Raw genomic sequence first — 13,916 nt, forward strand, 5'->3', positions numbered from 1 at the left:
CCCATGGCGCTGGGCCACCTGCTGGCTCTGATCGCCGGTGTCTTGATCACCCTGAGTTTCGCCCCCTTCGAGCAATGGTGGCTGGGCCCGGTGGGTGCGGGGCTGCTCTACGGCGCCCTGCGCATGCCGAGCGGTGGCTTCCTGCGCGCCTGGTGGTATGGCGTCGGTCTGTTCGGCAGTGGCGCCAGCTGGGTCTATGTCTCGATCCATGACTACGGCTATACCGGCATGCCGCTGGCCGTGCTGCTGACGATGCTGTTCGTCTCCACCATGGCGCTGTTCCCGATGCTGTGGATGGGGCTGTGGCAACGCTTCTGCTCACGCCAGCTGGACGTGCTGTCGTTCGCTGCCGTCTTCGTCATCAGTGAGCTGTTTCGCACCTGGGCCTTCACCGGCTTCCCGTGGCTGCTGCTGGGCAACAGTGCGGTGGGGTCGCCGCTGGCCAATTGGGTGCCGATACTCGGGGTCTACGGCGTCTCGCTGATCATCGCGCTGTCCGGTGCGTTGCTGTGGAACCTGGCACTCAGGCGGCGCTGGCTGACCCTCGTGCCACTGGTGGTGCTATGGGGGGCGGGTCTGCTGCTGCCGACCAGCTGGACGCATCCCGGCGGAGAGCCGGCACGCGTCGCGCTGCTGCAGGGCAACCTGCCGCAGCTGATCAAGTGGAGCGCCGAGGGCCAGCGACGCGCGGCCAATACCTATGCCGCGATGACCCGTGCCGTGCAGGACGATGCCGACCTGATCGTGTGGCCGGAAACCGCACTGCCGATGCTGCGCGATCAGGCCGAACCCTTCCTGGAACGCATCCAGGCGACGCTGCCTCCCAAGACCGGGCTGATCACCGGCATCGTCGAGCGCGACGCCGACAACCGCTTCTTCAACAGCGTGATCCCCATCGATGACCCTTCGGCCCAGTATCGCAAGGAACATCTGGTGCCCTTCGGAGAATATGTGCCGCTGGAGAGCTGGTTGCGTGGCATCATCGGCTTCTTAGACCTGCCGATGTCGAGCATGCAATCAGGCGACAGTCAGCAGGAACCGCTGTTCGTGAGCGGGCTGCGTATCGGGGTCGCCATCTGCTACGAGATCGTCTATCCGGAGCTGGTTCGCCAGCGGGCGCTGAGCTCGACCGTGCTGCTGACCGTGTCCAATGACACCTGGTTCGGTCACTCCATCGGGCCACTCCAGCACCTGCAGATGGCACAGATTCGCGCACTGGAAAACGGACGTTTCCTGCTGCGCGCGACCAGCAACGGGGTGACGGCGATCATCTCGCCACAGGGGGAGATCATTGCCCGCGCCCCGCAGTTCGAGGAGGCGACCGTCACCGGCGACATCCGCCTGCAGCTGGGCATGACGCCCTGGATGCGCTTCGGACTGCTGCCGATATGGATTCTGGTGGGCCTGCTGCTGGCACCGAGCCTGATGCTGGGCATCGGTGAACGTCTGGCGGCACGCCGTGATGCTCGGCAGCGCCTCTGAACAAGCGAGACCATCATGGGCTTCACCGAGTTTCTCGGCATCATCAAGGACCTGATACTGCCACCCGGCGGCCCGCTGCTGCTGCTGATCCTGACCATGCTGATCCTCAAGCGCTGGCCGACTCTGGCGCGGGCGTTGATGGCACTGGCCATTCTTGGCATGTGGCTCCTGGCGTCACCGGTCGTCTCCACACGCCTGATGGCCGGGCTTGAGCGCATTCAGCCCAGTGCACCGGCGGAATGGATTCAGGCTCAGGCGGTGGTCGTGCTGTCCGGTGGCCGTTACTACAATGCGCCGGAGCTGCAGGGACGAGACCGGATCAACGGCGAGACGCTCAGCCGGCTGGACGAAGGCGTGCGGGTCGCGCGCAATGCCGAGCTGCCGATCCTGCTGACCGGCGGCAAGGTCTCGTCATCGGACGATGGCACCCTGGCGGAACTGATGCAGCGCTCGCTGATCGATGAATTCGATTACCCGGCGCGCTGGCTTGAGAACCGCAGCGAGAATACCCAGCAGAATGCGCGCTACACTCGCGAGATGCTCAAGGAAGACGACATCAACAAGATCGTGCTGGTCACCAGTGCCTGGCACATGCCGCGCGCGATGCGCAACTTCCAGAATCAGGGCTTCCGCACCATCATTCCGGCCCCGGTGGGATACACCACCGTCTCCGGGCTGGGAATCGATGCCTGGATTCCCAACAGCTCCGCGCTGACCCAGTCACGCTGGGCACTGCACGAGTGGATCGGCTGGCTGGTGGGTCGCTAGACGCATCGAGGCCACCGACCAGAGACACGACGGGCTGTCCTGCATCCAGCTGGCCTGCCTGAGCCAGGGCCCCAGCTGGCGACGCTGGAAAGCCGGGTCCCGCGTCCATTCATCGCATCCGACATGGGCATTGCCCGCGGGAAGCTCACCCAGCACATCATCGGGAAACGCCAGGCTGGCGCGCGAGTTCACCTTCAGCGAATAACAGCGGTCATGGCTCATGAGGCTGGTACGCAGATAGCGCCAGACGCGCTCCTTGAGAAACCATTGATCGATGTTCGGGGTTTCCACCTGCCGGGGACTCCAGTCCGCCAGCATCCCCTCCATCGAGGGCAGCACCCCGGCGATACCTCCCCAGAGTCCCGCCAGCACGAGATCGGTATGCGTCCACCAATCCCGCATCACATGGAAGAAACGCCCGGATGTCAGCCACATCTGCACGGCTCGTACCTCGCGAAGACTGATGACACTGTCGCAGTCCCGCACCAGGAAATAGCCAACGCCGGGATCATCCGCGACCGCAAATCGCCAGCACAGCCGCTGTCTGAGTGAGTCGGTATTCGGGCGTTCCACCAGCTCGGCGTCCAGCTGCCGGGCGATGTCCAGAAAATCCTCTGGCACACTGTCGTCGTGATACAGCCGCACCTGCCAGCCCGGGTAGAGCACCGGTGCCAGCAACAGGTTATGCAACATGCCATTCAGATAACGCGGCCCCTGGCCCCAGAGACCATAGGACAGCACTCGCCGCTTGCCGGCTGCCACCGCCGATGGGGCTCTGGAGGGCAATGCCCAGTCCTTGGCAAGCGGCTGGTCTCCGTACGCGACATCCTTGAGCTCCAATGCGCGACTGCCGAAGCCACGTGCCTGAGCATGGCGCCCCAGGCGTGCACAGCAGGAGGCCAATGCATCGAACAGTACCGGATTGCGGCTTCCTCCATCGACCAGCCTCTGCCCAGCGGCGATGGCCCCTGACGCATCACCCGCCCGCGACAGGCATACCACCCGATTGAGGGAGATTTCTTCATCCTCGGGGCATTCATCACAACCCTGGCCGAGTATCTGACCGGCAGCGCGATAATCCCCCAGCAGGAACAGGTAGTAGGACACCTGCTTGAAGAGGCCCGCGGCACGCGGGCGAGCCTGTTGATTGAAATGCGCGATCATGCACTGGACGGCTCGGGCGCGATGCCCTGCCGTCCACTCCTGATGCGCTGGCAGGAACCAGTCGTGCGGTGTCGCCATCAGTCCCGGGGGTCCGCATCGGTTGATGGCGCGGGTTGCGGCGCCCCGCGTGCGAAGAAACGGTGCCCACAGGCATGGCAGGGCTCCAGTACGCTGGGGCGCGTCAAGGTCGTGATGGCCTCGCAATGCACGCAGTGCAGCAGCCCCGGCGCGATGACTTCTCCACTGGTGTAGTCGGCGCGAGCGGCCTCGAGGTCTTCCTCGAAGTGCGCGCGGTCCACCACGGTGCGATCCGCGATGGACATCAGCGCGGAACTGACGCTGCGCGACAGCACGTCGAGATCAATCCCCAGCCAGCTGGCGACCCCTTCGCCACCGGCCGCCAGGTGGCGACGGAATTCCTGCATGTCCCGCTCGACCCAGGCACGCAGCAGCGCCAGCTCGTCGCGGGTGAACTCCTCGACCTCGGCCTCGAACTTCACCGCTTCATCCAGCTCGACCTTGAGCCCTTCCCAGGACAACTCGCCGCTGCTGTCTTCCAGACGCGTCAGGATTCGCCCATAGGCATCGCCGAGACGTCCTTCCCCTTCGCCCTGCGGCTGGCGGGAGGGCGGGAGGGCATCGGGGTATCTTCAAAGCCGCTGTCATGCGAGGACGTGGTGGCACTGGCGGGATCGTGGCACTGGCGGGATCGTGCGGATCACGGGGTTCACGTGGTTGGCTCATGGACTCTCCTTGTATCATCAGCGTCTCCCGGTCTGCGGGAGGGCCATGGCAGTCGCCTCCCCTACCTGAGGCCTGGCGTCTGGGGTAGACTTGACCCCATCGCTGACAGTGGCGGCCTTGCCAAGCGGACCGCCCATCTCTTCACGCCCTGCCTGCCCGCTTGGACAGGTACAGGCCAACGCCAAGGTAGCAACGGACCCGATGGACTCACAGGATACGTCTCAACAGTACGCTCCCGACCAGATCGAACAGGCTGCCCAGCAGTACTGGGAGAAAAATCAGTGCTTCAAGGCGGTGGAAGATGCCAACCGCGAGAAGTTCTACTGCCTGTCGATGTTCCCCTACCCCAGCGGCAAGCTGCACATGGGGCACGTGCGTAACTACACCATCGGTGACGTGATCTCGCGCTTCCAGCGCATGCAGGGCAAGAACGTGATGCAGCCGATGGGCTGGGATGCCTTCGGCCTGCCGGCGGAAAATGCCGCGATGAAGAACAACGTCGCGCCGGGCAAGTGGACCCACGAGAACATCGCCTACATGCGCGATCAGCTCAAGGCGCTGGGCTTCGCCTACGACTGGAGCCGTGAGTTCGCGACCTGTGACCTGGAATACTACCGCTGGGAACAATGGTTCTTCGCCAAGCTGGTCGAGAAGGGAGTCGTCTACAAGAAGAGCTCCATCGTCAACTGGGACCCGGCGGACCAGACCGTGCTCGCCAATGAGCAGGTCATCGACGGCCGTGGCTGGCGCTCCGGCGCGCTGATCGAGCGCAAGGAAATCCCGCAGTGGTTCCTGCGCATCACCGACTATGCCGAAGAGCTGCTGGCCGACCTCGACAAGGTCGAGTGGCCGGAACAGGTCAAGACCATGCAGCGCAACTGGATCGGCAAGTCGCGGGGTGTCGAGCTCAGCTTCGGCCTCGATGCCGAGGCAAGCCAGGTGCAGGAATCCCTGACCGTCTTCACCACGCGTCCGGACACCCTGATGGGCGTGACCTACGTCGGTGTCGCCGCCGCTCACCCGCTGGCCAAGGCCGCGGCAGAGCACAATGCCGAGCTTGCCGAGTTCAACGCCGAATGCGCGCGTGGCGGCACCAGCGAAGCCGACATGGCAACCATGGAAAAACGCGGCATGGATACCGGCTTCAAGGCCATCCATCCGCTGACGGGCCGTGAAGTGCCGGTCTACGTCGCCAACTTCGTGCTGATGGAATACGGCACCGGTGCCGTGATGGCCGTGCCGGCCCACGACGAGCGCGACCACGAATTCGCCACCAAGTACGGCCTGCCCATCGAAGCCGTGATCGCCGATGCCGACGGCAACGCGCCTGACGTCAGCGACGCCGCCTTCACCGAGCACGGCGTGCTGATCAACTCCGGCGACTTCAATGGGCTCGACTTCGAGAGCGCCTTCGATGCCATCGCCGCACGTCTGGTCGAGCAGGGCCGTGGTGAGGTCAAGACCAACTTCCGCCTGCGCGACTGGGGCGTCTCGCGTCAGCGCTACTGGGGCGCGCCGATTCCGGTCAAGAATGGTCCGAATGGCGAATCCATCCCGCTGACCGACGACGAGCTGCCGGTCGAGCTGCCACTGGAAGTCGAATTCGACGCCTCCGGCGGTTCGCCGATCAAGAAGATGCCGTCCTTCAGTGACCTGGGCGATGGCTGGCAGCGCGAGACCGACACCTTCGACACCTTCATGGAGTCCTCCTGGTACTACGCGCGCTTCTGCTGCGCGGACAATGCCGAGGCCATGCTGGACGAGCGCGCCAACTACTGGCTGCCGGTCGACTACTACATCGGCGGCATCGAGCACGCCATCCTGCACCTGCTCTACTCGCGCTTCTTCCACAAGCTGATGCGGGACTTCGGCCTGGTCGACAGCGATGAGCCGTTCAAGCAGCTGCTGACCCAGGGCATGGTGGTCGCGGATACCTACTACCGCATCAACGAGAAAGGCGGCCGCGACTGGTTCAACCCGCTGGACGTGGACGTCGAGACCGACGACAAGGGCCGTGCCATCAAGGCCGTGCTGAAGTCCGATGGCCTGCCGGTGGAGATCGGTGGCACCGAGAAGATGTCCAAGTCCAAGAACAACGGCGTGGACCCGCAGTCGATGATCGACCGCTTCGGCGCCGACACCGTACGTCTGTTCATGATGTTTGCCGCACCGCCCGAGCAGTCGCTGGAGTGGTCCGATTCCGGTGTCGAGGGCGCGCATCGCTTCGTCAAGCGTGTCTGGCGCCTGGTTCACGAGCACGTCGCTGCCGGCACCCCGGCCGCGTTGGACGTGGCAGGCCTGAACGATGACCAGAAGGCGCTGCGTCGCAAGACGCACGAGACCATCGCCAAGTGCAGCGATGACATCGGCCGCCGTACCACCTTCAACACCGCCATCGCGGCCGTGATGGAGCTGGTCAACGCCATCAGCCGCTTCGAGGACGCCTCCGAGCAGGGCCTGGCCGTCAGCCGTGAAGCCGTCGAGGCCTGCGTGCTGTTGCTGTCACCGATCATCCCGCATGCCAGCCACTCGCTGTGGGCGACACTGGGCCACGAGGAAGCCGTGATCGACGCCAGCTGGCCGGTCGCGGACAGGGATGCGATGAAGAAGGACAGCATCGAGCTGGTCGTGCAGGTCAACGGCAAGCTGCGGGCGCGTCTGTCCTTCGCCGCCGATGCCGACCGTGATGCCATCGAGGCTGCTGCCCTGGCAGATGCCAACGTCACCAAGCACACCGATGGCAAGACGGTGCGCAAGGTCATCGTGGTACCGGGCAAGCTGGTCAACATCGTCGCCAACTGACATGCAGCGCTCTCGCAGGACATTCATGACACTCGTTCATGACAGGAGGTCACGGTGACGCAGGCGAATTCCAACAGTGCATCAGTGGACGCATCACGCCGCCTGATGGCGGCCATTGGCGTCGGCGTCGCGCTGACGTTGAGCGGCTGTGGCTTCCAGCTGCGCGATTACGACGCCACGCCGATGGCCATCACCGAACTCGATGTCCAGGCACCGAACACCGATACCCACGACGCGCTGCGCGAAGCGCTCAAGCAGGCCGACATCCGCCTGAGCGATGATGCACCACTGCGCCTGAATCTGGGCAAGCTGAATGAAGACGTCCATCAGATCACCTTTGGTGATGCAGGCAGCATCAAGCGCGAGCTGACCTATCGTGTCGTCTACTCGCTGCAACGCAAGTCGGACGGTGCCTACCTGGCCAACCAGCAGGAGCTGGAAGCCAGCAGCGACTACTACACCAACGACGACAACCTGCTCAACACCGATGACGTGCGTGAACGTGCCGGTGAGCAGAATGATCGTGAGCTGAGTCGTCAGCTGATGGACCGCCTGCGCGCCATCACCCCCTGAACTCCCCGTGCAGGATCGAAGGACACTCATGAAGGTCTATCCCGACAAGCTGGAAGAGCAACTCAACAAGCGCCTGTCTCCGGTCTATATCGTGGCGGGCGACGAGCCTCTTATCCATCAGGAAAGCTGCGACGCCATCCGGCGCGCGGCGCGTGCGGCCGGCGTCGAGGAGCGGGAAGTCCTTCACGTCGAGAACGGTTTCCAGTGGGGCCGTCTGACCGAATCTGCCGCCAGCATGTCACTGTTCGCCTCGCGCAAGCTGATCGAGCTGCGCCTGGGCACCCAGAGCGCCGGCCAGGAAGGCAGCAAGGTGCTCAAGGCCTATGCCGAGCGCATCGAGAAGGATGGCGACATCCTGCTGATCACCGCCGCACGCCTCGACCGCAAGGTGCAGCAGACGGCGTGGTTCAAGGCGCTCGAGAAGGTGGGAGTGTTCATCGCGGTCTGGCCGGTGGATCATTCCCGCCTCGGCTTCTGGATTCGTGATCGCGCCCGCCTGCATGGCCTGGAACTGAATCAGGACGCCGCCCGGCTGCTGGCCGAGCGCATCGAAGGCAATCTGCTGGCCGCGGACCAGGAGCTGCAGAAGCTGGCGCTGCTGCACCCGCCGGGCGCACGCCTGGATGGCAATGCCATCGCCCAGGGGGTCGAGGACAATGCCCGCTATGATGTCTTCACGCTGGCGGATGCCTGCCTGAAGGGCGAGATCGAGCGCAGCGGGCGTATCGTGCTGGGTCTGCGGGGAGAAGGGGTCGAGCCGCCGGTGATCCTGTGGGCCTTGACGCGCGAGCTGCGCACCCTGCTCTCGCTGCGTCAGCACCTCGATCAAGGCCAAAGCTTCGAGCATGCCTGCAAGGCGCAGAAACCGATGATCTTCGACAAGCGACGTCCCTTCTATCAACAGGCGCTCAATCGTCTGCCCCACAAGCGTCTGCACAAGCTGCTGCTGTTCTCGCAGCGACTCGACATGGCGATCAAGGGCGGAATGACGCTGCCTATCTGGGACGGGATGGTGGATCTCGCCCTGACGCTCGCCGGTGGACGCGGCCCGCTGGCCGAACTGCCTCATGCCTACAAGGTGGGGTGATCCTGGCACGGTCCGACGTGCCTCTGACACGAGGGAGATCCCATGCAGATGACACCCCCGTTGCTTGGCGAAGGCGTCAGTGTCGAGACCCTGCGTCGATGGCTCGCCGAAGGCAACACGCTGACCGTGGAGATCCAGACGCTGGATCAGGGGCTGTATCTGGTGCGCCTGCATCATGCCGACGGCATCAGTCGTCTGGTCGATGAAGACGGCCAGTCCCTGCGCTTCACCGGCACGCAGTGGATCAGTCGCCTGTTGCTGCCGCTGGGGCTGACGCATGGCGTGCAGACCTGGGCGGAAGTGCAGGATGAGATGATCGGCCTCCCCACCACTCCGGTCGACAATGCCAGCCTGCTGGCCCATGGCACGCGTGTGGCGTTCAAGACGCTGTAGCTTCTGTCATTGCGGCACGCCCCTGTGACTCACGTGGGCGCTCGATCCGCGCTCAGTGCGCCTCCTCGACCTTCGACTTCACGAAGGCGGGATATCCATAGAGCTTGCGTGGATTGTCGCGGAAGATCTTCTCGCGCATCTCGCGCTCCGGCAGCCAGCGCTGCATCAATTCCGCCAGCGTGTCCTCCTCCGGCATCTCGACCCCGATATGCGGATGCGGCCAGTCACTGCCCCACACCACGCGTTCGGGATTGGCGGAAACCAGTGCCCGCGCCAGTGCCGTGACATCGGAATACGGCAGGCGTCCCCGGGTGGTGAGTCGATATGGCGCCGACAGCTTGGCCCAGGTACGTCCCTGCTTGAGCATCCGACACAGCGCGGTGAAACCGGGACATTCCGGCCCCCGTGAAGCCGCGAGGTGGCCCATGTGGTCGATCACCACCGGCACCGGCAGACTGCCGAGCCGTGCCTCCATGTCACGGAAGGTCGAGACATCGATCAGGCATTCCAGATGCCAGTCGAAGCGGGCCAGACGGTCCGCCAGCAGCACGACATCACGCCAGCGCAGCCCGCCGGAGAAGATCAGATTGAGGCGCACCCCACAGACGCCCAGCCTGGAGAGCCGCTCAAGCTCTGCATCACTGATCTCGGGCGAGACCACGGCGATGCCACGATAATCCAGCCCGCGCTCACGACAGTTCTCGAGGCTGTCGCACAGCAGGCGATTGTCATAGCCATAGACACTTGGCTGGATCAGGACGCCATGACGGGCGCCAAGCGCGTGGTGCATTTCCAGCGCGTCCTTGAGCCCGAATTCGGCAGGGTTGTAGGTCCTGTCTTCCGCCAGCGGATAACGCACCGGATCGCCGAACACATGAAGGTGGCAATCAATGCTGCCCGGAGGCAGCCGGAACGTCAGGGGATGCGGCAGGGGGCGTGGCGGTGCCGCACACGGCAGATCCTGCTCGACATGGTTCCAATCCATCGATGCGACTCCCTCGCGTAACCTCGATCATCAAGCCCGGGGCGACGTCACGCTTAATCGCCCACTGCCACGATACTGCGCCGCCCTTCTCGTTTCCAGACAAAAGCCTGCCGACGAAAAAGCGGCATGTCCGAAGACATGCCGCTTGAGGTATCAGCGAGGCCTGATCGCTGACGAAAGGCGCTGACCGAAGCCGCTGACGTTCAGTCGAGTCGCTCGAAGACCGTCGCGACGCCCTGGCCCATGCCGATGCACATGGTCGCCAGCCCCAGGCGCGTGTTCTGCTGCTTCATGACGTTGAGCAAGGTGGTGCAGATACGCGAGCCGGAACAGCCCAGCGGATGCCCCAGCGCGATGGCGCCGCCGTTGAGGTTGACCGCCGTGTCGGCGCGCTCCAGCAGGCCGAGGTCCTTGAGCACAGGAATCGATTGCGCCGCGAAGGCCTCATTGAGCTCGACGGTCTGGATATCGTCGATGGTCAGCCCCGCTGCCTTGAGTGCCTGCTTGGAGGCCGGCACTGGTCCATAGCCCATGATGGAGGCATCGCACCCGGCCACACCGGTGGACAGTACGCGGGCGATGGGCTTGAGACCCAGCGCTTCGGCGCGCTCGGCACTCATCACCGCCATGCCCGAGGCACCCACGGAAAGTGCGGAGGAGGTACCCGCCGTCACGGTGCCGCCCTTGGGATCGAACACCGGCTTGAGGTTGCCCATCGATTCCATGCTGGCATCGCCACGGATGACCTCATCACGGGTCACCATCACGCGACGCCCCTCGGCATCATGGCCCTCGACGCCGATGATCTCGTCATCGAAACGGCCTTCATCGGCGGCCGCCTGGGCACGCTGGTGAGAGCGCACGCCGAACTCATCCTGCTGCTCACGACTCACGCCGTGCATCTTGCCGAGCAGTTCCGCGGTCAGGCCCATCATCATCGCGGCCTTGGCCGCGTGCTTGCTGGCCGCCGGGTTGACGTCGACCCCATGCGCCATCGGCACGTGCTCCATGTGCTCGACACCCCCGATGATGTAGAAGTCGCCCATGCCGGCCTTGATGTTGGCGGTGGCGATATGCAGCGCGCTCATCGAGGAGCCACACAGCCGGTTGACCGTCTGCGCCGGCACGCTGCGCGGGATGCCGGTCATGATGGCGGCATTGCGCGCGATGTTCATGGCCTGTTCCAGGGTCTGGTTGACGCAGCCCCAGATGACGTCATCGACCTCTGCCGGCACCAGGCCGGGGTTGCGGTCGAACAGCGCCTGCATCACCGCGGCGGACAGGTTCTCGGCGCGCACGTGGCGGAAGGCCCCATTCTTGGCCTTGGCCATGGCAGTGCGCACGCCATCGACGATTACCACATCTCTCGAATTCAGATTCATTGTCTGGCTCCCTCATGGCCCTCGCTGTCGCGAGAGCCGAAAATTCTGGTCGGATAGTGCTGGCCCCACTTGGGTGTGCTCAGCAATCAGAGGCTCAGGCGTAGAAGGCGTCGCCGCGCTTGGCGCGCTCACGCAGTGCCTCGGTCGGGCGATACAGCGGCCCCAGCTCATCGGCCAGGCTGTCGGCCAGCGCGACGAACTCTGCCACGCCCATGGCATCGACGTAGCGCAGTGCGCCACCACGGAACGGCGGGAAACCGATGCCGTAGATCAAGGCCATGTCCGCCTCGGCCGGCGTACCGACAATGTCATCTTCCAGACACCGGATGGTTTCCATGCACAGCGGCACCATCATGCGCGCGATGATGTCGTCATCGGAGAATTCGCGCGTCTCGCTGACCACTTCACTGACCAGTGCCTGCGCCGCTTCATCAGGCAGCTTTTTCGGCTTGCCCTTGCGGTCTTCCTCATAGCGATAGAAGCCCAGGTCGTTCTTCTGACCCAGTCGCTTGTTGTCGTACATCACCTGAATGGCGGTCTTGCCCTCACGCGCCATGCGATCCGGGAAGCCTTCGGCCATCACCGCATTGGCGTGGACCGCAGTGTCCATGCCGACCACATCCAGCAGGTAGGCCGGGCCCATCGGCCAGCCGAACTTCTCCATCACCTTGTCGACGCGCTGATAGTCGGCGCCCTTCTCGACCAGCAGGCTGAAGCCACCGAAGTAGGGGAACAGCACGCGGTTGACCAGGAACCCCGGGCAGTCGTTGACGACGATCGGTGTCTTGCCCATCTGACGGGCGTAGGCGACGGTCGCGGCGATCGCCGCGTCGCTGGATTTCTCGCCACGGATGACTTCCACCAGCGGCATGCGATGCACCGGGTTGAAGAAGTGCATGCCGCAGAAGTTCTCGGGACGCTTGAGTGATTCCGCCAGACGCGTGATGGAAATGGTCGAGGTATTGGACGTCAGGATGGTGGTATCCGCCACGTTGTCCTCGAGCTCGGCCAGCACCGACGCCTTGACCTTGGGGTTCTCGACCACCGCCTCGACGACCAGATCCACGTTGCCGAAATCGCCATAGGACAGCGTCGGGCGAATGTTGGACAGCCCCTGCGCCATCTTCTCGGTGGTCAGCTTGCCGCGCTCGACGCCCTTGCCGAACAGCTTGCGCGCTTCCTTCAGGCCAAGCTCGATGGCCTCGCCATTGATGTCCTTCATCAGGATCGGCGTGCCCTTGCTGGCGCTCTGATAGGCGATGCCACCGCCCATGATGCCGGCACCCAGTACGGCAGCCTGCTGGATCTTGCTCGCCTGCTTCTCGTATCCCTTGGCTTTCTTCTTGACCACCTGATCGTTCATGAACAGGCCGACCAGATTGAAGGCCACGTCGGTCAGCGCCATCCGGGCGAAGGTCTTGGCCTCGATGGCCTGGGCACGCTCACGCGATTCGCCCGCGCCCTTCTGGATGACCTTGATGGCCTCCACCGGCGCCGGATAGTGCGGGCCGGCCTTGCCTGCCACGAAGCCCTTGGCGGTCTCGAAGGCCATCATCTGCTCGATGGCATTGAGCTTGAGCGGCGAGGTCTTCTCGAGACGCCGTGCCATGTAGTCCAGCTCACCCGCATTGGCGCGCGCCAGAATGTCGAGTGCCGCCGCGTCCAGCTCGGCCACCGGCAGCACGGCATCGACGGCGCCGACTGCCAGGGCCTTGTCGGCGCGATTCTCGGTGCCCCCACAGATCCATTCGATGGCATTGTCCGCCCCGATCAGGCGCGGCAGACGTACGCAGCCCGCCCAGCCCGGAATGATGCCGAGCTTGGTCTCCGGCAGGCCGATCTTCGCGCTGTCCGCCATGACGCGGAAGTCGGTGGTCAGGGTGATCTCGCAGCCACCGCCCAGCGCCAGCCCATTGATGGCGGTGACGGTGGGGAACGGCAGGTCCTCGATGGCATTGAAGATGCCATGGACGGTCATGTTCATGTCGATGAGGAAGGCTTCATCCTTCTCGAACATCTGATGGAACTCGGTGATATCGGCACCGACCACGAACGCTTCCTTGGCGGAGCGGATGACCAGCCCCTTCAGGTCGGCCGTCGCCTTGATGGCCTCCACCGCCTCCCCCAGCTCCTTGAGTACGTAGCTGGCCAGCTTGTTGACCGATTCGCCTTCAAGATCGAGGGTCAACAGGGCGATGGCGTCCTGATTGGCCTCGACGGATAGCGTTTTGCCTGAATAGATCATCCACGGATCTCCACAAGAGAAAGGGGTGAAGGGGCTGTCAGGCGCAGGATGGTCTCTGCCATTGGTCTCTGCCATGGGTGCGCTGGCAACCGGCCTCGCCGGACTCGAAGCTTCCAGAGGCGCCGCAGGAGAGTCATCTCTCGCCACAGCGCTTCATACAAGCGTTTGAATACAGCCAGCTTGGGCCAGAGACGGGCAAAGATCAAGCCTGCGGACATTAGCGAAAGGTCGGGGGTCCGGGGCTGTCTCCATGCCGGTTCCTGTCTCTGGCGCCTGACATCGACAGCGGGT

11 protein-coding genes are annotated in these 13,916 nt (G+C 64.0%); 6 read left to right on the forward strand and 5 right to left on the reverse strand.

The window, feature by feature from the left end; translation table 11 throughout:
* Nucleotides 1-3 precede the first annotated feature (3 nt).
* Together lnt and CU110_RS12665 are read left to right on the forward strand one after the other, a co-directional pair.
* The gene (gene lnt / locus CU110_RS12660) at nucleotides 4-1,482 is read left to right on the forward strand and encodes an apolipoprotein N-acyltransferase (RefSeq protein ID WP_127736225.1); all 1,479 of its coding nucleotides are present in this window, start codon (nucleotides 4-6) and stop codon (nucleotides 1,480-1,482) included.
* A gap of 15 nt (nucleotides 1,483-1,497) precedes the next feature.
* Complete coding sequence (locus CU110_RS12665; protein ID WP_077371390.1) at nucleotides 1,498-2,250, forward strand: YdcF family protein; 753 nt, start codon at nucleotides 1,498-1,500, stop codon at nucleotides 2,248-2,250.
* Here CU110_RS12665 and CU110_RS12670 read toward each other — a convergent pair.
* Nucleotides 2,203-3,492 (reverse strand): tetratricopeptide repeat protein, encoded by a 1,290-nt coding sequence (locus CU110_RS12670; RefSeq protein ID WP_127736228.1) that lies wholly within the window; start codon nucleotides 3,490-3,492, stop codon nucleotides 2,203-2,205. The two genes, CU110_RS12665 and CU110_RS12670, sit on opposite strands and share 48 nt — an antisense overlap.
* On the reverse strand, nucleotides 3,492-3,953 hold the full coding sequence (locus CU110_RS12675) for a zinc ribbon-containing protein (protein WP_346427140.1): 462 nt from the start codon (nucleotides 3,951-3,953) through the stop codon (nucleotides 3,492-3,494). Before CU110_RS12675 ends, CU110_RS12670 begins: the two co-directional genes overlap by 1 nt.
* A 406-nt stretch (nucleotides 3,954-4,359) precedes the next feature.
* Here CU110_RS12675 and leuS point away from each other — a divergent pair, with 406 nt between their 5' ends.
* The 4 genes from leuS to CU110_RS12695 are packed head-to-tail and all read left to right on the forward strand — an operon-like array spanning nucleotide 4,360 to nucleotide 9,013.
* Entirely contained in the window at nucleotides 4,360-6,960 is a 2,601-nt protein-coding gene (leuS, locus tag CU110_RS12680; protein ID WP_084209266.1) for a leucine--tRNA ligase, read from the forward strand.
* Nucleotides 6,961-7,014: 54 nt separating this feature from the next.
* Complete coding sequence (gene lptE, locus CU110_RS12685) at nucleotides 7,015-7,533, forward strand: LPS assembly lipoprotein LptE (protein WP_127736234.1); 519 nt, start codon at nucleotides 7,015-7,017, stop codon at nucleotides 7,531-7,533.
* Nucleotides 7,534-7,561: 28 nt separating this feature from the next.
* Entirely contained in the window at nucleotides 7,562-8,620 is a 1,059-nt protein-coding gene (gene holA, locus CU110_RS12690) for a DNA polymerase III subunit delta (RefSeq protein WP_077371377.1), read from the forward strand.
* Between the two features lie 42 nt (nucleotides 8,621-8,662).
* The gene (locus CU110_RS12695; RefSeq protein WP_127736237.1) at nucleotides 8,663-9,013 is read left to right on the forward strand and encodes a DUF6482 family protein; all 351 of its coding nucleotides are present in this window, start codon (nucleotides 8,663-8,665) and stop codon (nucleotides 9,011-9,013) included.
* 52 nt (nucleotides 9,014-9,065) lie between these two features.
* On the opposite strand, the gene CU110_RS12700 is transcribed toward CU110_RS12695, so the two are convergent.
* The 3 genes from CU110_RS12700 to fadB form a co-directional block, all read right to left on the reverse strand.
* Entirely contained in the window at nucleotides 9,066-9,998 is a 933-nt protein-coding gene (locus tag CU110_RS12700; RefSeq protein WP_077371374.1) for an amidohydrolase family protein, read from the reverse strand.
* A 203-nt stretch (nucleotides 9,999-10,201) separates the two neighbouring features.
* A complete protein-coding gene (gene fadA / locus CU110_RS12705) occupies nucleotides 10,202-11,380 on the reverse strand; it encodes an acetyl-CoA C-acyltransferase FadA (RefSeq protein WP_084209268.1) in 1,179 nt (392 codons plus the stop codon).
* Between the two features lie 94 nt (nucleotides 11,381-11,474).
* Complete coding sequence (gene fadB / locus CU110_RS12710; protein ID WP_077371369.1) at nucleotides 11,475-13,625, reverse strand: fatty acid oxidation complex subunit alpha FadB; 2,151 nt, start codon at nucleotides 13,623-13,625, stop codon at nucleotides 11,475-11,477.
* Nucleotides 13,626-13,916 lie beyond the last annotated feature (291 nt).

The organism is Cobetia sp. ICG0124 (assembly GCF_004006355.1).
Classification (GTDB): domain Bacteria; phylum Pseudomonadota; class Gammaproteobacteria; order Pseudomonadales; family Halomonadaceae; genus Cobetia; species Cobetia marina.